The sequence below is a fragment of the Actinomadura sp. DC4 genome, assembly GCF_030406325.1.
In the GTDB taxonomy this organism is placed as follows: domain Bacteria; phylum Actinomycetota; class Actinomycetes; order Streptosporangiales; family Streptosporangiaceae; genus Actinoallomurus.
In genome coordinates this window covers 109363-135012 of record NZ_JAUEQY010000013.1, presented here as the reverse complement: position 1 = coordinate 135012, position 25650 = coordinate 109363, and the positions used below count along the sequence as shown (strand labels likewise).

Sequence of the window (25650 nt, the reverse complement as noted above, 5' to 3'; positions counted from 1 at the left end):
TGCGAAATGTCCGAGTTCGGTCAGGGCTTTCGGGAAGGAGGCAGATGGACGGAGCGTTCAGACGGCCCGGTGCTCGTCCATCATCGCGCGCAGCGGCCGGACGCCCGCCGCCAGCGCGGCGCCCGTGGCCAGCGCGACGACCCCCAGCATGAGGAAGTAGGCGGGTTCGGACAGCGCGGTCCCGGCCAGGCGGGTGAGCTGGCCGCCGATGGCGTCGCCCACCGCCACGGCGAGGTACCACACGCCGATCATCTGGCTGGCGAACGCCTTCGGCGCCAGCTTGGTCGTCACCGACAGCCCGACCGGGCTCAGGCACAGCTCGCCGGCGGTCTGGATGAGGTACGTGACCACGAGCCACAGCACCGAGACCTTCGCGCCGTGGCTCGCCTCGGCCGCCGCGAGCGCCATGATCACGAAGGACAGCCCGCACAGCGCCATCGCGACGGAGAACTTCAGCGGCGTGCTGAGCCGCGGGCCCGTGCGGACCCACAGGCCCGCGAACAGCGGGGCCAGCACGATCACCATGATCGGGTTGATCGCCTGCAGCCAGCTCGACGGCATCTCCCAGCCGCCGACCGACAGGTCGGTCCGGTGCCGGGCGAACGTCGACAGCTCGGTCGCGGCCTGGTCGTAGACCATCCAGAACACCGACGCGGCGACGAACAGCCACACGTACGCCCGCAGCCGCGCGCGCTCGTCCGGGGTGATCTCGCGGCTGCCGAAGAACATGAACCCGAAGTAGGCCACCGCCACCACCAGCGGGATGACGGCGAGCGCCCAGGTCACGTTGTCCAGGGTGAGCGTGCCGGTGGCCACGCCGAGCAGGACCACACCGGCGACCGCCGCGCAGCCCGCGAGCACGGCCTCGCGCAGGTGCCGCCGCTCCCGCTCGCTGAGCGCGCGGGGCGGCGGGCCGTCGTTCAGGTGCCGGCCGCCGAGGACGTACTGCAGGAGGCCGAGCGCCATGCCGGCCGCGGCCGTGCCGAATCCGAGGTGCCAGGAGACCCTCTGCCCGAGCGTGCCGACGACGAGCGGCGCGAGGAACGCGCCGAGGTTGATGCCCATGTAGAAGATGGAGAACCCGGCGTCGCGCCGCGCGTCCTCGTCGAGCCGGTACAGGTGCCCGACGAGGGTCGCGATGTTCGGCTTGAGCAGGCCGGTGCCGGCGATGATCAGGGTCAGCCCGAGGTAGACGAATCCGGCGCCGCCGGGGACCGCCAGCGCGACGTGGCCCAGCATGATGACGGCGCCGCCGCACAGAACGGCCCGGCGCGGCCCCAGCACGCGGTCGCTGACCCAGCCGCCGGGCAGCGTGACCAGGTAGACCATGGCCGAGTAGACCCCGACCAGGGCCTTGGCCGTGCCCTCCTTCAGGCCGAGCCCGCCCTCGGCCGCGGACGCGGCCAGGAACAGCACGAGGATGCTGCGCATGCCGTAGAAGCTGAAGCGCTCCCACATCTCGGTCATGAACAGCGTCGCCAGCCCGCGCGGATGACCGAGGAAACGCCGCTCACTGCGCGTCTCCGTCGCCGATGTGGCCATGCGGTCTCCCCCGAATCTCCGCAGCGGCCATGCAAGTGTGACTGGTTCCGTACCCTCGGTGATCTACCGGCGAACGATCAGCGTGTGGGTTTCCCGTCCGACGAGCTCGCCGACGATCGGCGCGCCGGGGATCTCCCCGGCGACGAGGAGGCCGCCGGAGGTCTGGGCGTCGGCCAGCAGCAGGCGGTCGTCCTCGCTCACGCTGCCGAAGTCCGCGTGCGGCGTCACCCACGCGAGGTTGCGCTGGGTGCCGCCGGAGACGAAGCCGTCCCGTACGGCCTCGCGGGCACCCTCCAGGTAGTCGACGGCGGCGGCGTCCACCACCGCGGTGACCCCGCTCGCGCGGGCCATCTTGTACAGGTGGCCGAGCAGCCCGAAGCCGGTGACGTCGGTGGCGCAGCCGTGGCCGCGCTCCAGCGCCGCGCGCGAGGCGGTCTCGTTGAGCGTCGTCATGGTCTCGACGGCCTGCCCGAAGACCTCGCCGGTCGCCTTGTGACGGGTGTTCAGCACGCCGACGCCGAGCGGCTTGGTCAGCGACAGGGGCATGCCGGGGCGACCGGCGTCCAGCCGCAGCAGCCGGTCCGGATCGGCGAGCCCGGTCACCGCCATGCCGTACTTGGGCTCGGGGTCGTCCACGCTGTGCCCGCCCGCGACGTGGCAGCGCGCCTGGCGGGCGACGTCGAGCCCGCCGCGCAGGACCTCGCGCAGGAGCTCCATCGGCAGGGTGTCGCGCGGCCAGCCGAGGAGGTTGACCGCGACCAGGGGACGCCCGCCGACCGCGTACACGTCCGACAAAGCGTTCGTCGCGGCGATCCGGCCCCAGTCGTACGGGTCGTCCACCACCGGGGTGAAGAAGTCGGCCGTCGCCACCACCGCCTGCCCGCCCTCGACGCGGACGACCGCGGCGTCGTCGCCGTCGTCGAGGCCGATGATCAGATCGTCCGGGCGTGAGGTGTCGATGAGGCCGGCGACGACCGCCTCGAGCTCACCCGGGGGGATCTTGCAGGCACAGCCGCCGCCGTGGGCGTACTGCGTGAGGCGATACTTCATTGCGGCCCTTCCGCGTCGTTGTTCCCGGAGCGAACTTATCGCGCGTTCCCCTTGTCCGAATCACGTTCTACATGGTGCGATGCTGCCGTAGTAAGCGAACACTGACGGAGGCGTGGCATGAGCGTGCTGGACGAGCGGGCCGAGGTCGAGAAGCAGATCGAGGGCGAGACGATTCCCGCCGTGCTGCTCGAGACGGCGTCCCGATATCCGGACGCCCCCGCCTTCACCCTGGGCGAGGAGACCCTGACCTGGGGCGAGACCCGTTCGCGCGTGCTGCGGATCGCCGCCGCATTCGCCGAACTCGGCCTGGAGCCCGGCGAGACCGTCGCGCTGATGATGCCCAACCGTACCGAGCACGTCCTCGCCGACCTCGGCGTCGTGCACGCCGGCGGCGTCCCGACGACCTTCTACGCCACGCTCGCGCCGGAGCAGGTCGCGTACGTCGCCGCCGACTGCTCCGCGCGCTACGCCGTGCTCGACGGACCGGACCAGCTCGCCCGCTGGCAGCCGGTGCTGTCGGAGCTGCCGCTGCTGCGGGCGGTCATCGTGCTGAACGACTGCCCGCCCGGTTCGCCGTACCTCTCGTGGGAGTCGTTCCTGGAGCTCGGCTCCTCATCCGGCTCGCGCTGGGAGGACCTGACGCCCTCCTCCACGCTCACCGTGCTCTACACCTCGGGCACGACCGGCCGTCCCAAGGGCGTCGTCATCACCCACCGCATGGCGCTGTACGAGTGCCGGGTGTCGGAGGCGACCTCGGACCTGCCGCCGCAGAGCGTCGGCGTCTCGTACCTGCCGTTCGCGCACATCGCCGACCGGGTGCTGAGCATCTACCTGCCGGTCGTACGGGGCTCGCACGTTCACTTCTGCCCGGACCCGGCCCGGCTCCCGGCGGTGCTCGCGGTGGCGCGGCCGCACGGCTTCTTCGGCGTGCCGCGCGTGTGGGAGAAGATGATGGCCGCCATCCAGGCCGTCCTCGGCGCCGAGCAGGACTCCGCACGCCGCGCCGCGGTCGCGTCGGCGATGGAGGCCGGGTGCGCGTACGTCGAGTCGTGCTCGTACGGCGCGACGACGACGCCGGAGGTGCTGGAGGCGTTCACGCGCGCGGACGCCGCGGTGCTCGCGCCGATGCGGGCGCTCATCGGCCTGGACCGGGTACGGCAGACGCTGAGCGCCGCCGCGCCGCTGCCGCTGGAGGTGGCGCGCTTCTTCGCCGGCCTCGGCCTGCGCATCCTGGACGTGTACGGGATGACCGAGACGACCGGCGCCGCCACCGCGAACCTGCCGGACGCCTTCAAGCTCGGCACCGTCGGCCGGGCCATGCCGGGCATCGAACTCCGCCTCGCCGAGGACGGCGAAATCCTGCTGCGCGGCACGATCTGCACGCCGGGGTACCTCCACCTGCCGTCGGAGACGGCCGCCCTGCTCGACCCCGACGGCTGGGTGCACACCGGCGACCTGGGCGAACTCGACGCCGACGGCTTCCTCAGCGTCGTGGACCGCAAGAAGGAGATCATGATCACGGCCGGCGGCGAGAACATCGCCCCGTCGCTGATCGAGAACGTCCTCAAGGAACACCCGCTGATCGGCCAGGCCCTGGCGTACGGCGACGGGCGGCGCTACGTCGTCGCGGTCCTCACGCTGGACGGCGAGGTGGCACCGGTGTGGGCGGCGGCGCGCGGTCTCTCCGGCGACCTTCGGGAACTGGCCTCATCTCCGGCGGTGCTGGAGGAGGTCGGCGCGGCCGTGGAGACGGCCAACGCGCGGCTGGCCCGGGTGCAGCAGGTCAAGAAGTGGGCGCTGCTGCCGGACGAGTGGACGGCTGAGAGCGAGGAGCTGACGCCGACGCTCAAGCTCAAGCGGCGCGTCATCCACGCCAAGTACGCCCTGGCGATCGACGCACTATACGACTGAGGGAACCACGAGGGAGTCGCGGTCGTCTCAGAGGCATGACCCGGATCCTGGCCGTCGCGGTGACGGCACTGATCGCGGGCTGGACCGCCGCCGACGCGCTGACACCGTCGGCCTTCCTGCTCGCCGCGGCGGCCCTCGCGGTCGCCGCGCTGGTCGTCCTGGCGGCACGCCGCCCGGACGTGATCTCCCTGACGTCCGCGCGCTCCGCGGTCGTGGACGCGTCCCGCGCGGTCGTCATCCGCCTCTGCGACCCCGGCGCCGCCGGGCGGCCACGTCCCAGAGCCCCGTCGGCCCTTTTGAGGGCCGCCGAGTAGATTCCGTTCGCCCGCGGCCCTTCTTGCGTCCTTTTCTTCGCAGCCGAAGGGTTTTCGCCGTGTTCAATCCGTTCAGCGCCGCCGTGGGCGGCGCGTACCACCTGGTCACCGGGCTGACGTCCGTCCTTACCCCGCTGACCGGCGGCCTGAGCGCCGCCGCCGCGATCGTCGTCTTCACCGTGTGCGTCCGCCTGGCCATGCTGCCACTGAGCCGCCGCCAGGCGCGGGCCGGCCGGGCCAAACAGAGGCTGGAGCCGCAGGTGACGAAGCTCCGCGACCGCCACCGCGCCGATCCCGTACGCGCCCATCAGGAGATCACTGCCCTGTACCGCGCGGAGGGCACCTCGATGTGGGCCGGGATCGGGCCGTCGCTGCTCCAACTCCCGATCTTCTCCGTCGTCTACCGGCTGTTCCTGTCCCCGGCGATCGGCGGCCACGCGAACCTGCTGCTGACCCACACACTGCTGGGCACACCGCTGGGCGAACGCTGGCTGTTCGCCGCGGCCCCGTTCGGCCCGCACGCACTGGTCTTCCTGGTCGTGTTCCTGCTGCTGGCCGGTGTCGCCGCGTGGACGTCGATCCGCATGTACCGGCACCAGCCGCCTCCACCGGGAGCCATGTCGAAGGTCATGCGGGTACTCCCGTTCGGGACGGTACTGTTCGCGGCGTACGTGCCGCTGGCCGCCGCGGTGTACCTGCTGACGACGACGGCCTGGAGCGCGGCGGAACGCGCCACCCTTTGGCGCCCGGAGGCGAGAGCCTGAGTAGAGTCCTCGGCGGAGGCGTGAGGGTGCCTGGTGGCCCTCTTGGTCTTCAAAACCACTGGTCGACGCCCAGCGCCGACGGCGGGTTCGATTCCCGTACGCCTCCGCCACTTCACCTGTCCGCCAGGTGCACTGACGGCCGACGCCACGCGCCGACCGTCTTCAGCCGCCTGGGGGCTCGATGTCGATGGCGACCACCTTTTCGTGGCGGTAGCGGTCGAGGTCGGGGTGGTGTCACTGTTCGCCGGCGCGGATCCGGTGGAAGCGAGACCTGGTGCCAGGCCACCCGGGGGCGCGAGCGAGGGCGGCCCGGCCGTCAGCCCGAGCGTCCGGATCGCGGCGTCGTTCATCTTCGGCGACAGCGCGCGACGAATGATCGCAGCGGGCGCGGCGAGCAGCGCCCGGACCGTACGAGCGGTCGGGCGCTGTCCTGGTCACGCGCGGAGGATGCGCGGCATGTCAGACCGGGGCGTGGTTCGGCATCCACTGGTCGGGCGACGCCGAGACGTGGTTCGGCATCCACTGGCCCGGGGAGGCCGTGGCGGCGGTCGCCGACGGCCCGAGCGCCACCGCGGCGGCACTGATCACTAACGCGACTGTGAGCTTCCTGATCGTTGCCATACCGCCAGCATCGCCGAGACCCGGCCCCAGGTCATCGTGGCAAACCCCGATCTTCGCCGCCCCGGCCACGTAGGCCGGGAGCCGGCCACCGGTCACAGCTCGCGCGAACACGGAGTCAGTCGCCTCCCGCCGGGCGGGCGAGGGCGTCGAGGATCGTGGTGAGCCCGGTCTCGAACTGGTCGCCGAAGCTGTAGCCGGGGCGGAGGATGTGCTCGGTGGCCATCTCGACCAGGTGGGGGTACTCATCGGGGGCGAACGCCTGCATGATCGGCTCGGTCACGTCCGCGACGGTGTCCGGGCCGAAGGGGAGCGACGACTCCTGCAGCGCGAAGCCGTAGATGTAGCTGTCGAGCAGGGTGTACGCGAGAGCCGTCGCCGCCACCGAGAAGCCCGCCCCCCGCAACGTGCCGATGATCGCGTCGTGGTGGCGCAACGTCGCCGGTCCCGGGGTCCTGCGCGACTCCATGAGGGCGATCGCCCACGGGTGGCGTCTGAGTACGTCGCGGGCCGAGACCGCCTGCCGGTGCATCTCCGCGCGCCACTCGCCGTCCGTCGACGGGAGCTCGATCTCGCCGAAGACGATGTCGACGATGCCGTCGAGGATCTCCTCCTTGCCGGCGACGTGGTAGTAGACCGACATCGGCTTCACGCCCAGCTCCTGGGCGAGCGAGCGGATCGTCAGCGACGCGATGCCTCCCGCGTCGGCGACCGCGACGGCGCCGCGTAGCACCCGCTCCCGACTGAGCGGGGTGCGTTCCTCAGCAGTGGTCCTGCCCTGCATCCCCGCCTCCGGACCCGTGGCCGTTTCGTACTTAGTACTGTAGCGTGCCGTACTAAGTACGAGAGCGCATCCACGAAAGGAACAGGCCATGAAAGAGCGCCTCCCCGCACACGACGCCCCGAGCGGCTTAACGCCGAGGACGATGCGAGCCGTCACCTATGACACGTACGGCTCCGCCGACGTCCTGCGCCTGGAGCGGGTCGACCGGCCTCCGATCGCCGGCGACGAGGTGCTCATCCGGGTACGCGCGGCCGGGCTCGACCGCGGTGTGTGGCACCAGGTGACGGGCCGCCCGCGGATCGTGCGCCTCGCCTTCGGCCTCCGTACGCCGAGGAAGGCCGTGCCCGGGCGGGACGTCGCCGGCACCGTCGTCGCGGCCGGACCGGCGGTCACGAGGTTCGCCGAGGGCGATGAGGTGTACGGCATCGGACCGGGCTCCTTCGCCGAGTACGCCGCGGCCAAGGAGAGCAGGATCGCCCGCAGGCCGGCGAACCTCACCCCGGAGCAGGCCGCGGTGGTCCCGGTGTCCGGGATGACCGCCCTGCAGGCCCTGAGCGACATCGGCCGGGTGAGTCACGGCAAGGAGGTGCTCGTGATCGGCGCGTCCGGCGGCGTGGGCAGCTACGCCGTCCAACTGGCCAAGTCCTCCGGGGCACATGTCACCGGCGTCTGCAGCGCCGCGAAGCTCGATCTCGTACGGTCCCTCGGCGCCGACGAGGTCATCGACTACGCCCAGGGCGACTTCGCCGGTGAGCGGAGATACGACCTGATCATCGACATCGCGGGGAACTCCGCGGTCTCCCGGCTGCGCCGCGCGCTCACGCACGGAGGGACGGCCGTCATCGTCGGCGGTGACAACTGGGCGATGAGCATGGACCGTCAGCTGCGGGCCAGAGTACTGGCGCCGTTCACGGGCCGGCGGCTGACCGGTTTCGTCACCAGGGAGCGCTCCGGCGACCTCGAACGACTCACCGGCCTCATCGAGTCGGGCGCGGTGACGCCCAGCGTCGACCGGACCTACCCGCTGGACCAGGTCCCGGAGGCCATGCGCCACCTCGACGCCGGAAAGGCGCGCGGAAAGATCGCCATCGCCGTCTCGGCATAAGGCGGGCCGACCCAATGGCCGACCGGGACGACGTGACGCGGCGGCTGCCCTCTCGGCGAGGCCCACGGGACGGCACTGGTCACCTCGATGCGACGACGGATCGTCGTACCCGCCGCCAGGTGGTCGACGATGCGGGTACGGGCACGTCGAGCCGTTGCCGACGCCGGTACGTGGCACGCTCAGGGACCGGGACAGGATGGCGGTCGGCCGCCCAGGCGTGAACACGCCGATACCGGTGGCCGCGGTGGCCGGACCCGACCAGCACGACACGTCGGCCTTGGCGATCGTCTCGGCCGGTGTGGTGCCGCCCGGCCGAAAGAGCACCCGCCGTCACCGCGAAGGTGACGGCGGTGTCCCCCGTGCACCACCGTGCGGAAAACCTGTTGCGGCCAAAACGGGGCCGAAGATAGGACTGACCTCACCTGACCCGCGACGCGAAAGGAGGGGCGATGACCGCCGATCCCACCGCGCCCTTCCGGCTCCCGGAGTGAACGGGCGCGCTTCTCATCGGGGAACGCCGTGATGGAAGACCCGTACGACCTGACCCTGCGCCCGATCACCGGGCACGACGAACTCGACCTGTTCACCCGGCTCCCGAGCTCGCTGGACGACGAGCTGGCCGGCGACCTCGCCGGCGGCCTGCGGCGTCCCGAGTGGATGTGGGTCGCCCTGCGCGGCGACCGGCTGGTGGCCAGGGCCGCGTGGTGGGCCCGGCCCGGACACGACGAGCCGTACGTCCTCGACGTCTTCGACCTGGACGACGCGACCCACGACCGCGTCGACGTCGGTGTGCGTCTGCTGGAGACGGCGATGGCCGAGGTGCCGGTGACGCCGCAGTACTGCCGCTTCGTCCCGCCCGGCTGGCGCGATGACCCGGCCGTGCGAGGGCCGGTGGGAGAGCGCATGTCCGCGCTCGAACGCACCGGCGCGCACCTGTTCGTCGAGCGGCTGCGGCTGGAGTGGCGCTACGGCACGCCCGTGCCCGAACCGCGCGGGCGGCTGAGCTTCCGCCCGCCCGGCTCGCCGGTGGAGCTCATCACCCTCATGGCCGACGTCCTCGACGGCACGCTCGACGCCCACAGCCGCGCCGACCTGACCCGTACGTCCCCGTGGGAGGCCGCCGTGGCCAAGTACGAGGACGAACTGGCCGGCTACGCGAGCCCGCGCTCGTGGTGGCGGATCGCGACCCTGCCGGACGGCGAGCCGGTGGGGTTCGTCATCCCGGCGCGCAACGCGTACAACCCGATCATCGCCTACATCGGCGTACGGCCCGGGCACCGGGGGAACGGCTACGTGGACGACCTCCTCGCCGAGGGCACCCGCGTCCTCGCCGCGCAGGACGCGCCGCTGATCCACGCCTCCACCGACCTCGGCAACGTGCCGATGGCCCGTGCGTTCGCGCGGGCGGGCTACGTCGCGTACGAGCACCAGATCGACATGACCTGGAGCTGAGCGGGCTACGATCGCGGCGATATGGCGACTTCTGTCCAGACGGCCGTACGGCCGTCGCGGCTCACCTACGCGACCCAGGCCGCTCCCGGCCTCGTCAACGAGGACTACGTCCTCGCCGGACCCGACTGGGCGGTCGTGCTCGACGGCGCGACCGCGCCCGCAGGTGTCGACAGCGGCTGCGTGCACGACGTCCCCTGGCTGGTCCACCGGCTCGCCGGAGCGCTGGCCGGCCCGCTCGCCACGGGCGCGGCCGGATCGCTCCAGGACGTCCTCGCCGCCGCGATCGAGACCGTGCGTACGGCGCACGCCGGCACCTGCGACCTCGCCAACCCGGACAGCCCCTCCTCGACCGTGGCGATGGCCCGCTGGGGCGAGGGACGGCTGGAGTGCCTCGTCCTGGCCGACTCTCCGGTCCTCGTCCGCCGCACCGACGGGTCCGTCGACCTCGTCGAGGACGACCGGCTCCTGCACCTGCCCGGCGGCCCGCCGTACACCTGCGAGCTCGTGCGGTCCCATCGCAACCGGCCAGGCGGCTTCTGGGTGGCGAGCACCAGCCGGGCCGCCGCGTACGAGGCGGTCACCGCGACGTTCTCCGAGGAGGAGGTCGACACGGTGGCGCTGCTGACCGACGGCGTCACCCGGCTGGTCGAGCGGTACGGCCACACGTGGCGGGACCTCCTCGAAGACCTGCGGACCCACGGCCCCGAGCACGTGATCGGGGCGGTACGGGACGCCGAGCGCGCCGCGCCGGCCGCGCACGGCAAGCCGCACGACGACGCCACCGCGCTGGTCGTCGCCCATGGCTGAGGCGGGCGACGGCCTCGGCCGGGATCCGATCGGCCATCCGCTGACCTATCCCGGGGCGCTGCCGGAGGGTTCCGGCCTGCTCGACGGCGACCGCTTCCGCCCGCTGATCGCGCCGCCCGGCGACGAGACGCCGCCCGGCGAGTGGCGGCTGGACGGCGCGACGACGCTCGACGGCGCGCTGCGTACGGCGGCGCGCCCCGCGCTCGCGGACCGGCACCCGGTCGTCGCGGTCGGCTCCAACGGCTCGCCCGCCCAGCTCCACCGTAAGTTCGCCGGCCGCGCCGACCTTCGTGTCCCGCTCATCCACGCCACGGTCCGCGGCCTCCTGCCCGGCGTGTCGGCGCACGTCAGCCGCCCCGGCTACGTCCCCGCAGCCCCCGTGCTCGCCCCGGGCGCCGTCGCGCGCCTGCCGGTGGTCTGGCTGGACGAGACCCAGCTGTCCGTCCTCGACGCGACCGAGCCGAACTACCGCAGGCTTCCGGTGCCGGACGCGGTCGCGGTCGCCGGCGATGGCCGCCGGCCGGAACTGTACGCGGGCCGGCACGGCTGTCTCGTCGACCGCCGGGGCGAGCCGTTCGCCCTGACCGCGCAGGCCGATCTCCTCGGCGCGCTGCTCGCCGACCTGCCCGAGCTCGGCCGCCTCACCGGCGCGACCGGCCCCGGCGACTTCGTCGCCCGCGTCCGCCGGGACCCGGAGCTGCGCGAGCGCGTACGCCTGCTGTGGCGCCGCGAAGGGAGGGCGGTACGGCAGCCCGAGCTCGGCCTGATCGGAGAGCCGGAGTGATGTCCGACACCGATTCACCAGCGAAGCCATACTTTTTTGCGGCTCAGGCCATACCATGGGCCCCATGGCGACGGAGAAGATCACGGTGACGGTGCCCGCGGAGGTGCTGGAGAGTGCGCGAGCCGCCGTCGCCTCGGGGGCCGCGCCGAGCGTCTCGGCCTACGTCTCCGAGGCCGTACGGGACCGGGCCGAACGCGAGAGACTCGTCGCGGCGGTGGAGCACCGCTGGGGTCCGTTCGACGACGACGCGACCGACTGGGCCCGGAGGATCTTCGAGAACGGCGACGGGGATGCACGGCGGAATTCGTGAACCTCTCCGGCCGCGTCCTGGACGTCCCCGCACTCGTAGACCTCGCCACCGGCCGTAGCCAGCACATGCGCGCCCTCGTCGGCTTCGTGGCGGCACGGGGCTACAGCCTGGTCGCGCCCGCGACCGCGCTGGCCAAGGCCGCGGTGGTCGCCGACGAGCGCGGCCTGCAGGAGCTGGCCTGGGCCGTGGAGAGCGCCTCCGTGGTGGTCCTGGCCCTCGACGAGCGCAACGCCTTCATCATCGGCGACGCCGCCCGGCAGGCCGGCATCCGCGACGTCGTCGACGCCCACATCGCACGCGCCGCCGCCGACCGCGGCTGGCCGATCGTCACCAGCGCGGAGGCCGCCGTGAAATGGCGAACCCTCGGCCTGGCCGTACAGAGCCTGCCGTAGCCGGTCAGCGGGAGTGGTCGATGGTCGACAGGACGGCGGCGAGCAGCCGGCGGGCCTCCTCGGCGAACTCCGCGTCGACCAGGATGTCGTAGCGGTCGGCCACGACCGAGGGCGCCGAGGTGTACGCCCGCTTCTGCAGGAAGTAGGCCACGGCCGAGAAGACCGCGCCGAACACGGCGCCGAGGATGATCGCGGTGATCACCGCGCCGAGCACCCACGGCGTGACGATCCAGAAGATGATGCCGATCAGCAGGCCGATCCACGCGCCCGTGCCCGCACCGGTCAGCAGCGCGCGACCCAGAGTCCAGCGGCCGAGGATGCGTTCTTCGAGCTTCAGCCCGGTGCCCACGATCGTGACGTGTTCCACCGGGAACTTGTGCTCGGCGAGAATGTCCACCGAGTGCTGGGCCGCTTCATGGGTGCTGTAAGTGCCCAGCACCACCTTGTGCGGACCGATGGCGCCCTGATGACTCATGGTCGACCCCCGTTTCTGGTGTCACGAGCGGATGGCCTGTCAGTCCCCCTCTTCGGCGACGGTGTCGACCACGGGCGGCCCGGGTCTCCGCACCGGAGGACCGCGTCGCGTGTCACTCACGGATTCTACCGTCACGCCCGTCACGCTGGGAAGTCGTCGCAGGTCACCGGCCGGTAAGGTGAGCGCCGAGGAAGGCGAGTTCGGCCGGCAGCCGGCGCAGCCAGAAGGCGCCGTCGTGACAGCCGCGCCCCATCCGCCCGGCGGGGTGGAGCCGGGCGCGCAGCCGCCGCGCCATCGGGGCGAACGGGTCGCTCGTCCCGCAGTCGACCCATGCCGGCACTCCGCCGAGGCGGCCCAGGCCCGCCATCACGTCGTTGCGCGCGAAGTCCTCCGGCCCGTCGAAGGCCAGGCGGTTCGTGCGCCGGGCGTCCGCGTACGAGCCGAAGACCGCGGGGGAGGCCGCCACAACGGCGGCCACACGCGGCGCGCCGGCCGTCTCGGCCAGCAGGAGCGCGCCGTAGCCGCCCATGGACCAGCCGATGACCCCGAAGCGGTCGGTGTGCGCGCCCTGGCGGCCGAGCAGCGGCAGCAGCTCGTCGGTGATCATGCCGAGCGGGTCCTCGCCGCTCGCCCGCCGGTGCCAGTAGGAGTTCGGCCCGCCGTCGACGGCGACGATCGCGAACGGCGCCCGTCCCCGTACGGCCTCGGTGAGATAGCGGTCGAGCCTCAGGTCGCGGGCGGCGGCGGGACCGCTGCCGCCGTTGCCGTGCAGCGCGACGACGACGGGAAGGCCGCGCGGCGAGGTGACCCCGGCGGGCAGGACGACCGCCGCGGCCACGTCGGTGTCCCTGCGGCGCGACCGGAACGTCTGCGTGCGGACCACGCCCGGTGTGGCGGGCGCGGGCGGCAGGCCGCGGCACCGGCCGATGGCCCGGTCGAAGCGCACCTTGCCCGGCAGCACGTCCTCCTCGACCAGGACGCCGCCCGCCCCTGCCGCCAGCGCCACCGCGCCCAGCCCCGCTCCGCCGAACACGAACGTCCTTCGCGACACCATCCGGATCCTCCCGATCGAACCGACGATGGGATGGACGCCCGCCGGTGCGTCGCGGTTCGCCCATCCGCCAGACCGGTTGATCTTGTGGGTGAGAGAGTGGTCCCGTGACGACCTACGGTTTGCTGCTCTTCGACGGCGTGGAGGAGCTCGACTTCGTCGGCCCGTGGGAGGTCTTCACCGTCTCCTCACTCCTGCGCGACGACGCCGACGCCGCCGTGCTCATCACCGAGAGCACTGGCCCGGTCCGGTGCTCCAAGGGCATGCGGGTGCTTTCGGACTGCACGTTCACCGACCATCCCGCGCTGGACGTCCTGCTCGTGCCCGGCGGCCTCGGGACACGGCGCGAGGTGTCCAACGCGGCGCTGACCGGCTGGATCCGCGATGTCGACGCCACGTGGGTCACCAGCGTGTGCACGGGCGCCCTCCTGCTGCATGAGGCGGGTCGCGCCCGCGGGAAACGGGTGGCGACGCACCACTCGTTCGAGGACGAGCTGGAGGCGCGCGGGGACGTCACCGTCGTAAGGGACGCCCGCTACGTCGTCGACGGCGACATCGTGACCAGCCAGGGGGTTTCGGCCGGGATCGATATGGCGCTGTGGCTCGTGGGCCGATTGCACGGACGGGACCATTCGCGCGCCGTGCGGCGGAACATCCAGTACGATCCTGCACCTCCGTACCTTGCGGACGAGCCGAACTCACTCTGAGTCCGGCGTTGAGAGCGCATCGGTCCCACGCGCCTCAGGTGTCACAAGACCGACCAGAGGGAAGGAAAGACACAGGAATCACAGTGGCGGACACGCGTGCCGTTCCACAATCTTCGCATGATGTCCGATAGTGGATTCAGCGCTGGCTCTTAGTTCGGTTGTCCGCTAAGGTCTATCTCGTTCGCAAGTTTCACTAAAAGGTGTAGCGGTGGTTTCTTGACTCCGTTACTTCCTACCTCTATAACAGTTGCGCCAGATTTGTAGATTTCGGCTGACGGGAACACGCCATCGGCCCGGGTGGGAGAGGATCAGGGTGCCCCGGCCCGGAAGTGCCACGGTCCGCAATCGCCGTCTCGCCGCTGAGCTGAGACGCCTGCGGGAATCCGGCGACTTCACCGGTGACGACGTCGCGGAGCGATTGGGCTGGTCCGCCTCCAAGGTCAGCCGGCTGGAGAACGCCAGGCAGGCCCCCCGTTTCGCGGACGTCCGCCGCCTTCTCGACCTGTACGGGGTCGAGGGAGGTTACCGGGAGCAGCTGCTCCAGCTGGCGCGCGACGCCGTTCGCCGCGGCTGGTGGGAGGCGTTCTCCGACGCCCTTCCCGAGCCGTACGCCTCCTATATCGGCCTGGAGATCGAGGCCGAGGAGCTCTGGCAGTGGGAGACGCAGGTCATTCCCGGGCTGTTGCAGACCGAGGCGTACGCCCAGGCCGTCGAGCAGGGCTCGCACTCCACCGAGGTCATTCCGCCCAGCCGGGTGGACGCCCGGGTCGAGGCGCGCCTGGAACGCCAGTCCGTGCTCACCCGCGAGCACCCTCTCCGGCTGTCGGCCGTGCTGGACGAGGCCCTGCTGCTGAGGCGTTTCGGTGACGCGGCCGTGATGGCCGGGCAGCTGCGCCATCTCCAGAAGCTCGCGGAGCTTCCCAACGTCACCCTTCAAGTTCTTCCACTTGAAGGACCTCATCCGATCGCGACGGGGTCCTTCACGCTTCTGCAGTTCCCGCTGGTGGGCGGGATGAAATTTCATGATGTCGTATATATAGAGCATCTCAACGGGTGCTCATATTTGGAAGAAGAGACCGAAACCTACCGGCATAGGCTCAGTTTCGAACGACTCAGGGCAGAGGCGCTCGGGCCTGCGGAGTCCTTGGAGCAGATATCCAGGACCGCCCGGGAAAAGTGGATAGACAAATGACGAAAGGAGGTGAAAAGAAGTGGAGCAGAAAATTGAGCGCCTCGCGATCGACTGGAAGAAGAGCTCCCGTAGCATGGCGAACGGGAACTGCGTCGAAGTGGCTCCAGTATCTCCGGCGCATGTAGGATCTGTGAATGTAATTCCGGCAGCTTTGTCCGGTTGAAAGATATTGAGACGAGGTCGGCACGCGTAAAAGCGTAAAACCGTCCACGTTCCAGGTCCACTTCCTCCGTTCCAATAAAGGGCGGAGGAGGTGGACCTATATGATTTCCGGGCTGTTCTCCCAGATGGCGGGCGCTCTGCGTCGAGGTCGGTGCAGACCTTATGAGGCGGCATTGGCGGCCGGGATCGATATCCCGCCCGGGTGTCGGCTCTCGTTCCAGCGGGTATACGTTCGGTAACGGTGTGTCTTCCGGACGTGCACATCGCAGCGAACTCGGGGGAGTCGCCATGTCAATCGGTGGTGTCATCACCGCGATCATTTTCGGCGCCATCATCGGAGCACTCGCGAGGCTGCTGGTGCCCGGTAAGCAGCACATGCCGATCTGGCTGACGATCCTCGTCGGTATCGTGGCGGCCTTCATCGGTACGTGGATCGCGCACCTGCTCAATCTCAAGACCCACGGCTTCAACTTCTGGGAAACGATCTTCCAGATCGTCGTCGCCATCATCGGCGTCCTGATCGTCACGGCACTCTGGCCCAAACACGCGAACCGCTGACGGCCGCCGCGTCCCTGACGCGGCGCCCCGCCTCAGCGAAGGTCGCGCCGCAGGATCGGGCGCAGGCGGTCCAGCACGGTGGCGTCCTCGATCGTCGAGGGCACCGCGACGTCGTCGCCGTCCGCGATGCCGCGCATCGTCCCCCGCAGGATCTTGCCCGACCGCGTCTTCGGCAGGGCCGGCACCACGGCCACCTCCTTGAACGCCGCGACCGGGCCGATCTGCTCGCGGACCGCGCGGACGAGCTCGCCGCGCAGCCGGGGCTCGTCCACGTCGTCCGTACCGCTCTTCAGCACCACGAAGCCGCGCGGCACCTGGCCCTTCAGCTCGTCGCGCACCCCCACCACGGCGGCCTCGGCCACCGACGGGTGGGCGCAGAGGACCTCCTCCATCGACCCGGTCGACAGCCGGTGCCCGGCGACGTTGATGACGTCGTCGGTGCGGCCCATCACCCAGATGTAGCCGTCCTCGTCGATGGAGCCGCCGTCGCCGGTCAGATAGTGCCCGGGGTACCGCGAGAGGTAGGACTCGACGTACCGCTCGTCGTCGTTCCACAGCGTGAGCAGCGTGCCCGGCGGCAGCGGGAGCCGGATCGCGATGTCGCCCTCGGCGCCCGGCGGGGCCACCGAGCCGTCCGGCAGCAGCACGCGTACGTCGTAGCCGGGCACGGCCACGCTCGGCGAGCCCGCCTTGACGGCCATCGGCTCCAGCCCGCGCAGGTTCGCCGCGATCGGCCAGCCGGTCTCGGTCTGCCACCAGTGGTCGATCACCGGCCGGTCGAGGACGTTCGCCGCCCAGTCGTACGTGCCGGGGTCCAGGCGCTCGCCCGCGAGGAAGAGCGTGCGCAGCGCGGACAGGTCGTGCGATTTGATCAGGAGGCCGTCGGGGTCCTCCTTCTTGACCGCCCGGATCGCGGTCGGCGCGGTGAACATGACGTTCACCCGGTGCTCGGCGGCGACGCGCCAGAACGCCCCGGCGTCCGGCGTGCCGACCGGCTTGCCCTCGTACAGGACCGTCGTGCAGCCGGCCAGCAGCGGCGCGTACACCGCGTAGGAGTGGCCGACCACCCACCCGACGTCCGAGGCAGCCCAGAACACCTCGCCCGCCGAGACGCCGTAGACGTTCGGCATCGACCAGCGCAGCGCGACCGCGTGCCCGCCGTTGTCGCGGACGACGCCCTTGGGCCGCCCGGTCGTGCCGGAGGTGTAGAGGATGTAGAGCGGGTCGGTCGCGGCCACCGGGACGCAGTCGGCCGGCCGCGCCTCCGCCATCGCCTGGTCCCAGTCGACGTCGCGACCGCTCACGAGCGTGGCGAGCGCCTCCGGGCGCTGGGCGATCACGCAGGCGCCGACCTTGTGGGTGGCGAGTTCGAGCGCCTCGTCGAGCAGCGGTTTGTACTCGATGACCCGGCTGCCCTCGATACCGCACGAGGCCGAGACCACGACCTTGGGCCGCGCGTCGTTGATGCGGACGGCCAGCTCGCGCGGCGCGAACCCGCCGAACACCACCGAGTGCACCGCGCCGATCCGCGCGCACGCGAGCATCGCCACGACCGCCTGCGGGATCATCGGCAGGTAGAGCACCACACGGTCACCGCGCTCGACGCCGAGCCCGCGCAGCACCCCCGCGAAGCGCGCCGTCTCGTCGCGCAGCTCCCGGTAGGTGAACCCGCGCTGGGTGCCGGTGACCGGGCTGTCGTAGATCAGCGCGAGCTGGTCGCCGCGGCCCTGCTCGACGTGCCGGTCGAGGGCGTTCTCACAGGTGTTGAGCTCGCCCCCGGTGAACCACCGGTAGAACGGCGCGGCGCCGTCGTCGAGGACCCTCTCCGGAGGTGTACGCCAGCGGATGTCGCGGGCGGCCTCCGCCCAGAACCGTGCGGGATCGCCGAGACTGCGTTCGTACGCGGCCGCGTAGGGGCCCATGCGTGCACCTCCGCCAGATGGAGACTCCCACTATGGCGATCTCGTGCGCCCCTACGTCAAGTCGTCTCGAGAGCTTCGACGTGATCGAGTCGCGCCGGGTGCCGTACCCCGTGCACGACCGCGACACCCGCGGCGAGCCACGCGCCGACCGCCACGATCACGAAGCTCAGCACGTACGCGTGCAGAGCGGGTACGCCGGGCATGCCGGGGATGGTCTCTCCGGTGAGGATCGCGGCGGTGACCGCGCCGGAGACGCTGCCGCCCGCGGTGCGCACGAGGGAGTTGACGCCGCTCGCGATGCCGCTCTGGTCCATCGGCACGTGCTGCACGGCCAGCGTGCCGAGCGCGGCGTACGCGACGCCGAAGCCGATTCCCTGCACCGCGCTGAAGCCCAGCATGTCGTACGGGTGGGAGTGCGACAGCGCGAGCCACAGGTAGCTCAGCCCGGCGAACACCGAGCCGATGGCCAGGGAGTTGGCCGCGCCGATCCGCGTGGCGATCCGGCCGGCGAGGGCGGAGCAGATCAGCATCGTGAACGTGCTGGGCAGCATGTAGAGGCCGACGTCCAGGACGTTCCCGCCGAGGCCGTACCCGACCGACTTCGGCGTCTGCACGAACGTGGCGATCAGCGTGAACGCCGCGTACATCGAGAAGCCCAGCAGCAGCGAGGCGACGTTGGCCGACAGCGACTTGCGCCCGACAAGCAGGCCGAGGCGTACGAGCGGCTGGGCGACGCGCATCTCGACCAGCACCCACACGACGGTCAGTACCGCCGCGGCGGCGAACAGCGCCAGCACGCCGCCCGAGGCCCAGCCCCAGCCGTTGCCCTCGCTGATCGCGAGCAGGAGGCAGATGAGCAGGCCGGCCAGGATCGTCGCGCCGAGGTAGTCGGGACGGCCGCCCGCCCGCGCGCCGGTGTCGCGGGCGCTCACCGTGACCAGCACCATCCCGGCGGCGGCGAGCACCGCGGCGATCCAGAACTCCGGCCGGTAGCTGTCGGTGTGGTCGGCGATCAGGCCGGTCACGATCATGCCCATGCTGCCGCCGACGCCCATCGTGGCGCTGACGATCCCGATGCCCGAGGTGACCTTCTCACGCGGGAAGCTGTCGCGGATCATGCCGATGGCGAGCGGGATCAGCGCGGTCGAGGTGCCCTGCAGGGCGCGGCCCGCGATCAGCACGGCGAGGCTGCCGGACAGGGCGCAGACGACCGAGCCGGCCAGCAGCAGCCCCATCGTGACGAGGATGAGATTTTTCTTGCCGTACATGTCCCCGAGCCGTGACAGCAGGGGGGTGGCGACCGCGCCGGCGAGCAGCGAGGCGGTGAAGACCCAGGTGACCGAGGCCACCGACGTGTTGAAGTGACGCATCAGCTGGGGGAGCAGCGGCAGCACGAGTGTCTGCTGCACGGACACCACCATGCCGGACACGGACAGGGCGAGCAGCGTCAGCCCGGTGTGGGTCCGCACGCGCCCTGTGTGCGGTGCGGTGGCGATGTCGACCATCGAGGATCTCCTTGGAGGGTGAAGTCCCTAAGATCCTACTTACTTAAGTTAAGTAAGTATTAACTAGGATTGCGGACATGACCGCTCCAGAAGACATGATCGAGCTTGAGCGGGCCTTGACGCGCATCTCCCACCTCCTGACGCGCGCCAAGCAGCACGAGCGGACCGTGGGCGAGGCCGGGGTCGCCCTCGACCGCGCGGGCGCGCCGATCCTGCGGCTGCTGGCCGACTCACCGGAGCCCGTACGCCTGGGCACGCTGGCCGACCGTCTCGCGGTCGAGGCGCCGCACGTGACCCGGCAGGTCCAGCGGCTCGAACGCGCCGGCCTCGTCGCACGCGTGCCCGACCCGGACGACGGGCGCGCCCAGCGCGTACGGATCACCGCCGAGGGCGCCGACGCGGTGGAGTGCGTACGAGCGGTCGCCCGCCGCGGCATGGCCGAGGCCCTGGCCGAGTGGTCGGACGAGGACCGCCACCGGCTGGCCGTGCTCTGCCACCGCATGGTCGATGACTTCCTGCGGCACGCGGAGGAGAACGGCATGTTCGGCCACTGACGCCGCGCTCAGCCCAGGAAGTCGAACCGTAGGCCTGTTGGCGGCTGCCGGTCGGTGGCCTGGTGTGCGGTTTCGTACGCGGCCCAGCTCAGCGCGAGGTCCTGCCAGGGCAGGCCGACCGGGGCGTACACGGTCACCTCCGAGCCGTCGCGGCGGCCCGCCGAGCCTGCCAGCACCGCGCCGATCGTCCCGGCGGCGTGCTCGCGGGTCAGCCCGGCGTTGCCGAGCGCGCCCATCTCCACCGCGAGGTCCAGGTCGTCGACGAAGGTACGGGCGCGGCCGAGCAGGGCGGGCGCCAGCTCGGCCTTGCCGGGCTCGTCGGCGCCGAGTGAGGTCACGTGCGTGCCGGGCGCGACCTCGTGCAGGACCGGCTCCCAAGCCCAGGTGGCGACCACGACGATGTCCGCGGCGCCGATCTCCGTGACGGCGCTTCCGCCGTGCCGCCGCGCGAACGCCTCCGCGCGCTCTCGGTCGAGGTCGGCGACGAGCAGCTCGGTCACGGGCCGCAGGCGGCGCAGTCCGTGGAGGACGAGTTCGCTCTGCGCGCCCGCGCCGATGACCGCGACCGTGCTCGCGCCGGGCCGGGCGAGCGCGTGGGTGCCGAGCGCCGCCGCGAGGCCCGTCCGGTAGGCGGTCACGGTGGCGGAGTCCAGCAGCGCGAGAAGCTCGCCGGTGGCCAGGTCGTGCAGGCAGACGACCCCGCGCAGGGCCGGGCTCGCACCGGGGAACTTGGCGTTGACCTTGACCGTGTACGCGGGCACGCCGTCGACCAGCCCGGGCAGCAGCGCGGTCGCGGTACCGGGCCCGGGCAGGTCGGTCCGCATCCGCAGAGGTGAGACGCCGCTCGCAGGCGCGAGAAATCCGTCCCGCAGCGCCGCCAGACACCGATCGAGATCCAGCAGCCGCCGCACGTCGGTGCCGTTGAGAAGGATCGTCACCCACCGATCCTCGCAGCGCAGCCTCCGAGCCCCGCCCGGCCCCGGGGAGGGTTCACCCGCCGTCGAGGACCACCCCGACGAGCAATGCCCGCGCCGGCGTCTGGCCGGCGGCGGGGATCGCGGGTGGCTTTCCGGCCTGCCCGGCGGTTCGCCGGATGAGCGTTCCGTCGCCGTCGGACGGACGCTCGCACAACGTCGCCGGCAGACCGATGGCCGACCGGCGAACGGTGGGGCCTCCGCCCTCATCACCCGCACACGGCCGGAGCGACGCCTCCGGCGGACAGACCCGCAGCGGGCGCTTCCTCCGGCCGGCTCCGCGTGCCGCACCCCCGCACCGGGCGTGCCCCGGTCGCTGAGGCGCCCGGCGGCAGGGCGCTCACCGGCGGACGGACGTCCGGGCCTCTTCGCTCCCCGGACGTCCGAGGAGCTTCGCGGGCGAAACGGTGGGCGTGCGTGCGTCGGGCGGGGTGGCGGTCGTAGGTTTCTGGCATGGACTCACGACGGCGTGTGCCGCGTACCGACGTCGTGCTCGCGGATTCGCGGCTCGTCGCGGCGGCCGGGCGGCTCGGGCGCGGCATCGTCAAGGCGGCCGTCGCCGGGGCGCAGGAACGCGCGCGTACCGGGGAGATCGCCGCCGAGGACGTGCCCGACGCCGCCGTCGCCGCTCTGCCCGCGACCGCCGCGAGCCTGCGCCCGGTGGTCAACGCGACCGGCGTGCTGCTGCACACCAACCTCGGCCGGGCTCCGCTGTCGGCCGCCGCGCTCGCCGCCGTGGAGCAGGCCGCCGGGTGCACGGACGTGGAGTTCGACCTTCGCACCGGGCGGCGGGACCGGCGCGGGCGCGGCACGCTGGCCGCCCTCGCCGCGGCGTGCCCGGCGGCGGAGGCGGTGCACGTGATCAACAACAATGCCGCGGCGCTCGTCCTCGCCGCCACCGTCCTGGCCCAGGGCCGGGAGATCGTGATCAGCCGGGGCGAGATGGTGGAGATCGGGGACGGGTTCCGGCTGCCCGCGCTGCTCGCCTCGACCGGGGCGCGCCTGCGCGAGGTCGGCACCACCAACCGTACGACCGCGGCCGACTACGCCGAGGCGGTCGGAGCGGAGACCGGTTTCGTGCTCAAGGTGCACCCCTCCAACTTCCGCATCGAGGGGTTCACCGCGCAGGCCGACGTACGCGACCTGACCGGCCTCGGCGTGCCGGTCGTCGTCGACATCGGCTCCGGCCTGCTCGCGCCCGAGCCCGTGCTGCCCGAGGAACCCGACGCGGCCACGGTCCTGGCCGAGGGCGCCGACCTGGTCACCGCCAGCGGCGACAAGCTGCTCGGCGGTCCCCAGGCCGGCCTGCTCCTCGGCCGCGCCGACCTCGTCGAACGGCTGCGCCGCCACCCCCTCGCCCGCGCGCTGCGGGTCGACAAGCTGACGCTCGCCGCGCTGGAGGCGTCCCTGCGCGGCCCCGCGACGCCCACCGCGCTTGCCCTGCACGCCGACGTCACCGGCCTGCGCGAGCGCGCCGCGCTCCTCGCCAAGGAGCTGGCCGACCACGGCGCGGTCGCGGTCGACTCGGTGGCACGGGTCGGCGGCGGGGGAGCGCCCGGCGTCGAACTGGCCAGCGCGGCGGTCGGCCTGCCCGAGGGCCACGCCGTACCGCTGCGCCGGGCCGGGATCGTCGGCCGGGTCGAGGGCGGCCGCCTGCTGCTCGACCTGCGCGGCGTACCCGAGGACCTCGACCTCGCCGCGCTCGTACGTCACGCGCTGGCGGAGCACCGGTGCGGGTAGTCGCGACCGCCGGCCACGTCGACCACGGCAAGTCGACGCTCGTCCGCGCGCTCACCGGGATGGAGCCCGACCGCTGGGCCGAGGAACGCCGCCGCGGCATGACCATCGACCTCGGGTTCGCCTGGATGACGCTGGAGACGGGCGAGCGGCTCGCGTTCGTGGACGTGCCAGGGCACGAGCGGTTCGTCACCAACATGCTGGCCGGCGTCGGCCCGGTGCCCGCCGTGATGATCGTCGTGGCGGCCGACGAGGGCTGGATGCCGCAGTCCGCCGAGCACCTGGCCGCCATCGACGCGCTCGGCGTACGCCACGGGCTGCTCGTCGTCACCCGCGCCGACCGGGCCGAGCCGGACGCCGCCCTCGTGCAGGCGCGGGCCGAGATCGCCCGCACCACGCTCGGCGACGTGCCGGCGGTCGCGGTCAGCGGCGCGACCGGGCAGGGCCTGCCGGACCTGCGGGCCGCCCTCGGACGGCTCGCCGCGAGCCTGCCCGCCCCCGACGCGGACGCGCCCGTACGGATCTGGGTCGACCGCGCGTTCACGATCAAGGGCAGCGGCACGGTCGTCACCGGCACGCTGCCCGCCGGCACCGTACGCTCCGGCGGCGAGCTCCTCCTCGACGGCCGTCCGGTCCGCGTACGGGGGCTGCAGACGCTGAAGGAGGAGGCCGAGACGGTCTCCGGCGTCGCCCGGGTCGCGATCAACCTGCGCGGCGTCGAGCGCGACGACGTCTCCCGCGGCATGGCCCTGACCGGAACCGACTGGACCGTCACCTCGCTGGTCGACGTGCGCGTACGCGAGGCGACCCGGCTGCCGCGCGAACCCGTCCTGCACATCGGCTCCGCCGCCGTCCCCGTACGGCTGCGCCCGCTCGGCGACGACGCGGCGCGCCTCACGCTCGCCCGCCCGCTGCCACTGCACGTCGGCGACCGGCTCCTGCTGCGCGACCCCGGCGCGCGCCGCGTCACGGGCGCGGACGTCCTCGACCTGCGCCCGCCCGCCCTGCGGCGGCGTGGCGCGGCCGCCGCCCGCGCCCGTGAGCTCGCCGCCGGCGTACCGTCCGCCGCCGAGGTGATCCGGCGGCACGGCCTGGTCCGCGGCTCCGACCTCGTCGCGATGGGGCTGCGGACCGGCGCCGCGCCGGTCGCCGGCGAGTGGCTCGCCGACCCCGCGCACTGGGAGTCGCTGGGGCGGCGGCTCGCCGAGGAGGTCGAGCGGCACGCGTCGGCGGACCCGCTCGACCCCGGCCTGCCGGTCGAGGCCGCCCGGTCCCTGCTGGAGCTGCCCGACCGCCGCCTGGTCGACGCGCTCGCCCGGCCGCCGCTGCGCCTGGAGGCCGGCCGCGTGCACGGCCCGGCCGCCGCCGGGCTGCCGGGCCCGGTCGCCGACGCCGTCCGCCGCCTGCGTACGGACCTGGGCGAACGCCCGTTCCGCGCGCCGGAGGCCGACCGGCTCGCCGAGCTGGGCCTGACCGGGCGCGCCCTCGGCGCGGCGGTACGCGCGGGCGTACTGCTCAAGATCGCCGAGGGCGTCGTGCTGCTGCCCGGCGCGGACGCCGAGGCGGCGCGGGTCCTCGGCGCGCTGCCCCAGCCGTTCACGGTCAGCGAGGCCAGGCGTGCCCTCGACACCAGCCGCCGGGTCGCCATTCCGCTGCTCGAGCACCTCGACCGCCGGGGGCTCACCCGCCGCGTGGACGACGCCCGACGTACGCTCACAGAACAGCGTCTGGAAGGACGGGAATGACCGAATCACCGAAGGTCGTGCGCAACGACGAGCAGAACCGGTACGAGGCCTGGTCGGGGGACACCCTCGCCGGCGTCGCCGTCTACCGTGAGCGCGGCGACCGTACGATCTTCACCCACACCGAGGTGGAGTCGGCGTTCGAGGGCAAGGGTGTCGCCAAGGCGCTGGCCGCCGTGGCGCTCGAGGACGCGGTCGGGCGCGGCCGGGTGATCGTGCCGCTGTGCCCCTTCATCGCCGACTACCTGCGCAAGCACACCGAGTACGAGGATCACGTCCGCTGGCCGGAGGCGACGGGGTGAGTGATCTCGACGCGCCGGCCAAGCGCCCCACCGTCGAGTGGTTCGAGTCGCGGAGCGTTCCGCTGGGCGGCATCCGCGGGATGCACGTCGACCGCGTACTGCCGCACCGCTCCCTGCCGACCGTCGGCGCCTGGTGCTTCCTCGACCGGTTCGGGCCGCAACGTGTCGACATGCGCGTGCTGCCGCATCCGCACTGCGGCCTGCAGACCGTGACCTGGCCGCTGTCCGGCGAGATCCGCCACCGCGACAGCCTGGGCAGCGACGTGCTCGTCCGCCCCGGCCAGCTCAACCTCATGACCGCCGGGCACGGCATCGCGCACTCGGAGTTCTCGGTCGGCGACGCGCCCCTCCTGGACGCGCTGCAACTGTGGCTGGCGCTGCCGGTGACCGGTATCGCGCCCGGCTTCGAACAGCACGTCGAGCTGCCCTCGTACGCGCGGGGCGGGCTGCGGGCCACGGTCCTCGTCGGAGCTCTCGGCGACGCGGTCTCGCCCGCGACCGTGCACACGCCGCTGGTCGGCGCCGACCTCGAACTGGCGCCCGGCGCGGCGGCGAGCGTCCCGCTGCGCCCGGACTTCGAGCACGCGCTGCTGGTGCTCACGGGCGAGATCGAGGTCGACGGCACGCCGGCCGCCGCCGGGCCGCTGCTGTACCTCGGCACCGGCCGCGACACGCTCACGATCTCCGCCGGGGACGGGGCGCGGGCGATGCTGCTGGGCGGCGAGCCGTTCCCCCACGAGCTCGTGATGTGGTGGAACTTCGTGGGCCGCAGCCACGAGGACATCGAGGCCGCGCGGGCGGCGTGGGAGACCGGCGACCGCTTCGGCCACGTCACCGGCCACGGCCCGGAGCGCGTACCCGCGCCCGAACTTCCCGGCGTACGCCTGCGGCCCCGGCCCCGGCACCGGTCCGAGCACTAAAACCGGTTGAAACCGG

General features: G+C 72.4%; 27 protein-coding genes and 1 tRNA gene. 19 read left to right on the top strand and 9 right to left on the bottom strand.

Annotated features, from left to right (window positions below):
* Nucleotides 1-57: 57 nt before the first annotated feature.
* Together QWU11_RS22250 and selD are read right to left on the bottom strand one after the other, a co-directional pair.
* Entirely contained in the window at nucleotides 58-1542 is a 1485-nt protein-coding gene (locus QWU11_RS22250) for a peptide MFS transporter (protein ID WP_290116130.1), read from the bottom strand.
* Nucleotides 1543-1605: 63 nt separating this feature from the next.
* On the bottom strand, nucleotides 1606-2592 hold the full coding sequence (selD, locus tag QWU11_RS22245; protein WP_290116129.1) for a selenide, water dikinase SelD: 987 nt from the start codon (nucleotides 2590-2592) through the stop codon (nucleotides 1606-1608).
* Nucleotides 2593-2709: 117 nt separating this feature from the next.
* Here selD and QWU11_RS22240 point away from each other — a divergent pair, with 117 nt between their 5' ends.
* The 4 genes from QWU11_RS22240 (at nucleotide 2710) to QWU11_RS22225 (ending at nucleotide 5691) form a co-directional block, all read left to right on the top strand.
* Nucleotides 2710-4503 (top strand): AMP-dependent synthetase/ligase, encoded by a 1794-nt coding sequence (locus QWU11_RS22240; protein ID WP_290116128.1) that lies wholly within the window; start codon nucleotides 2710-2712, stop codon nucleotides 4501-4503.
* A gap of 35 nt (nucleotides 4504-4538) precedes the next feature.
* On the top strand, nucleotides 4539-4817 hold the full coding sequence (locus QWU11_RS22235) for a DUF6412 domain-containing protein (protein ID WP_290116127.1): 279 nt from the start codon (nucleotides 4539-4541) through the stop codon (nucleotides 4815-4817).
* A gap of 59 nt (nucleotides 4818-4876) precedes the next feature.
* Nucleotides 4877-5581, top strand: a complete 705-nt coding sequence (gene yidC / locus QWU11_RS22230) for a membrane protein insertase YidC (protein WP_290116126.1) — start codon at nucleotides 4877-4879, stop codon at nucleotides 5579-5581.
* 14 nt (nucleotides 5582-5595) lie between these two features.
* A tRNA-Sec gene (locus QWU11_RS22225) sits at nucleotides 5596-5691 on the top strand.
* 349 nt (nucleotides 5692-6040) lie between these two features.
* Here the strand turns inward: QWU11_RS22225 and QWU11_RS22220 are convergent.
* Together QWU11_RS22220 and QWU11_RS22215 are read right to left on the bottom strand one after the other, a co-directional pair.
* Nucleotides 6041-6202 carry a hypothetical protein gene (locus QWU11_RS22220; protein ID WP_290116125.1) on the bottom strand — a complete coding sequence of 54 codons (162 nt, stop codon included), beginning with the start codon at nucleotides 6200-6202 and terminating at the stop codon, nucleotides 6041-6043.
* A gap of 115 nt (nucleotides 6203-6317) precedes the next feature.
* Nucleotides 6318-6983, bottom strand: a complete 666-nt coding sequence (locus QWU11_RS22215; RefSeq protein ID WP_290116124.1) for a TetR/AcrR family transcriptional regulator C-terminal domain-containing protein — start codon at nucleotides 6981-6983, stop codon at nucleotides 6318-6320.
* Nucleotides 6984-7125: 142 nt separating this feature from the next.
* Here QWU11_RS22215 and QWU11_RS22210 point away from each other — a divergent pair, with 142 nt between their 5' ends.
* The 6 genes from QWU11_RS22210 (at nucleotide 7126) to QWU11_RS22185 (ending at nucleotide 11833) form a co-directional block, all read left to right on the top strand.
* Entirely contained in the window at nucleotides 7126-8088 is a 963-nt protein-coding gene (locus QWU11_RS22210) for an NAD(P)-dependent alcohol dehydrogenase (protein WP_290116122.1), read from the top strand.
* A gap of 522 nt (nucleotides 8089-8610) precedes the next feature.
* A complete protein-coding gene (locus tag QWU11_RS22205) occupies nucleotides 8611-9540 on the top strand; it encodes a GNAT family N-acetyltransferase (protein ID WP_290116121.1) in 930 nt (309 codons plus the stop codon).
* A 21-nt stretch (nucleotides 9541-9561) separates the two neighbouring features.
* Nucleotides 9562-10347, top strand: coding sequence for a protein phosphatase 2C domain-containing protein (locus tag QWU11_RS22200; protein ID WP_290116117.1), 786 nt, complete (start codon nucleotides 9562-9564; stop codon nucleotides 10345-10347).
* The gene (locus QWU11_RS22195; RefSeq protein WP_290116114.1) at nucleotides 10340-11131 is read left to right on the top strand and encodes a hypothetical protein; all 792 of its coding nucleotides are present in this window, start codon (nucleotides 10340-10342) and stop codon (nucleotides 11129-11131) included. Before QWU11_RS22200 ends, QWU11_RS22195 begins: the two co-directional genes overlap by 8 nt.
* 64 nt (nucleotides 11132-11195) lie before the next feature.
* Complete coding sequence (locus tag QWU11_RS22190; RefSeq protein ID WP_290116112.1) at nucleotides 11196-11441, top strand: hypothetical protein; 246 nt, start codon at nucleotides 11196-11198, stop codon at nucleotides 11439-11441.
* On the top strand, nucleotides 11438-11833 hold the full coding sequence (locus tag QWU11_RS22185; RefSeq protein WP_290116111.1) for a hypothetical protein: 396 nt from the start codon (nucleotides 11438-11440) through the stop codon (nucleotides 11831-11833). Before QWU11_RS22190 ends, QWU11_RS22185 begins: the two co-directional genes overlap by 4 nt.
* Before the next feature lie 4 nt (nucleotides 11834-11837).
* On the opposite strand, the gene QWU11_RS22180 is transcribed toward QWU11_RS22185, so the two are convergent.
* On the bottom strand, nucleotides 11838-12308 hold the full coding sequence (locus QWU11_RS22180; RefSeq protein ID WP_290116107.1) for a general stress protein: 471 nt from the start codon (nucleotides 12306-12308) through the stop codon (nucleotides 11838-11840).
* A 163-nt stretch (nucleotides 12309-12471) separates the two neighbouring features.
* Nucleotides 12472-13362 (bottom strand): alpha/beta hydrolase-fold protein, encoded by an 891-nt coding sequence (locus QWU11_RS22175; protein WP_290116104.1) that lies wholly within the window; start codon nucleotides 13360-13362, stop codon nucleotides 12472-12474.
* 104 nt (nucleotides 13363-13466) lie between these two features.
* On the opposite strand from QWU11_RS22175, the gene QWU11_RS22170 reads away from it, so the two are divergent.
* From QWU11_RS22170 to QWU11_RS22160, 4 genes are all read left to right on the top strand, one after another.
* The gene (locus tag QWU11_RS22170; protein ID WP_290116102.1) at nucleotides 13467-14066 is read left to right on the top strand and encodes a DJ-1/PfpI family protein; all 600 of its coding nucleotides are present in this window, start codon (nucleotides 13467-13469) and stop codon (nucleotides 14064-14066) included.
* 313 nt (nucleotides 14067-14379) lie between these two features.
* Nucleotides 14380-15258: a helix-turn-helix transcriptional regulator gene (locus QWU11_RS22165; protein ID WP_290116100.1), complete on the top strand. Its 879-nt coding sequence runs from the start codon at nucleotides 14380-14382 to the stop codon at nucleotides 15256-15258.
* Between the two features lie 19 nt (nucleotides 15259-15277).
* On the top strand, nucleotides 15278-15421 hold the full coding sequence (locus tag QWU11_RS47385) for a DUF397 domain-containing protein (protein WP_354670879.1): 144 nt from the start codon (nucleotides 15278-15280) through the stop codon (nucleotides 15419-15421).
* A 287-nt stretch (nucleotides 15422-15708) separates the two neighbouring features.
* A complete protein-coding gene (locus QWU11_RS22160) occupies nucleotides 15709-15978 on the top strand; it encodes a GlsB/YeaQ/YmgE family stress response membrane protein (protein ID WP_290116355.1) in 270 nt (89 codons plus the stop codon).
* A 32-nt stretch (nucleotides 15979-16010) separates the two neighbouring features.
* Here QWU11_RS22160 and QWU11_RS22155 read toward each other — a convergent pair whose 3' ends face one another.
* Both QWU11_RS22155 and QWU11_RS22150 read right to left on the bottom strand, forming a co-directional pair.
* On the bottom strand, nucleotides 16011-17900 hold the full coding sequence (locus tag QWU11_RS22155; RefSeq protein WP_290116097.1) for a propionyl-CoA synthetase: 1890 nt from the start codon (nucleotides 17898-17900) through the stop codon (nucleotides 16011-16013).
* A 56-nt stretch (nucleotides 17901-17956) separates the two neighbouring features.
* The gene (locus QWU11_RS22150) at nucleotides 17957-19405 is read right to left on the bottom strand and encodes an MFS transporter (RefSeq protein WP_290116095.1); all 1449 of its coding nucleotides are present in this window, start codon (nucleotides 19403-19405) and stop codon (nucleotides 17957-17959) included.
* A gap of 77 nt (nucleotides 19406-19482) precedes the next feature.
* On the opposite strand from QWU11_RS22150, the gene QWU11_RS22145 reads away from it, so the two are divergent.
* Nucleotides 19483-19959, top strand: a complete 477-nt coding sequence (locus QWU11_RS22145; protein ID WP_290116092.1) for a MarR family transcriptional regulator — start codon at nucleotides 19483-19485, stop codon at nucleotides 19957-19959.
* An 8-nt stretch (nucleotides 19960-19967) separates the two neighbouring features.
* On the opposite strand, the gene QWU11_RS22140 is transcribed toward QWU11_RS22145, so the two are convergent.
* A complete protein-coding gene (locus tag QWU11_RS22140) occupies nucleotides 19968-20897 on the bottom strand; it encodes an ornithine cyclodeaminase family protein (RefSeq protein WP_290116091.1) in 930 nt (309 codons plus the stop codon).
* 489 nt (nucleotides 20898-21386) lie between these two features.
* Between QWU11_RS22140 and selA the strand changes: the two genes are divergently transcribed.
* The 4 genes from selA to QWU11_RS22120 are packed head-to-tail and all read left to right on the top strand — an operon-like array spanning nucleotide 21387 to nucleotide 25634.
* Nucleotides 21387-22673 (top strand): L-seryl-tRNA(Sec) selenium transferase, encoded by a 1287-nt coding sequence (gene selA, locus QWU11_RS22135; RefSeq protein WP_290116085.1) that lies wholly within the window; start codon nucleotides 21387-21389, stop codon nucleotides 22671-22673.
* A complete protein-coding gene (gene selB, locus QWU11_RS22130; RefSeq protein WP_290116083.1) occupies nucleotides 22664-24415 on the top strand; it encodes a selenocysteine-specific translation elongation factor in 1752 nt (583 codons plus the stop codon). Before selA ends, selB begins: the two co-directional genes overlap by 10 nt.
* Nucleotides 24412-24714 (top strand): GNAT family N-acetyltransferase, encoded by a 303-nt coding sequence (locus QWU11_RS22125; RefSeq protein WP_290116081.1) that lies wholly within the window; start codon nucleotides 24412-24414, stop codon nucleotides 24712-24714. The genes selB and QWU11_RS22125 overlap by 4 nt, the downstream gene beginning before the upstream one ends.
* Complete coding sequence (locus QWU11_RS22120; RefSeq protein ID WP_290116075.1) at nucleotides 24711-25634, top strand: pirin family protein; 924 nt, start codon at nucleotides 24711-24713, stop codon at nucleotides 25632-25634. The genes QWU11_RS22125 and QWU11_RS22120 overlap by 4 nt, the downstream gene beginning before the upstream one ends.
* Nucleotides 25635-25650: the final 16 nt, after the last annotated feature.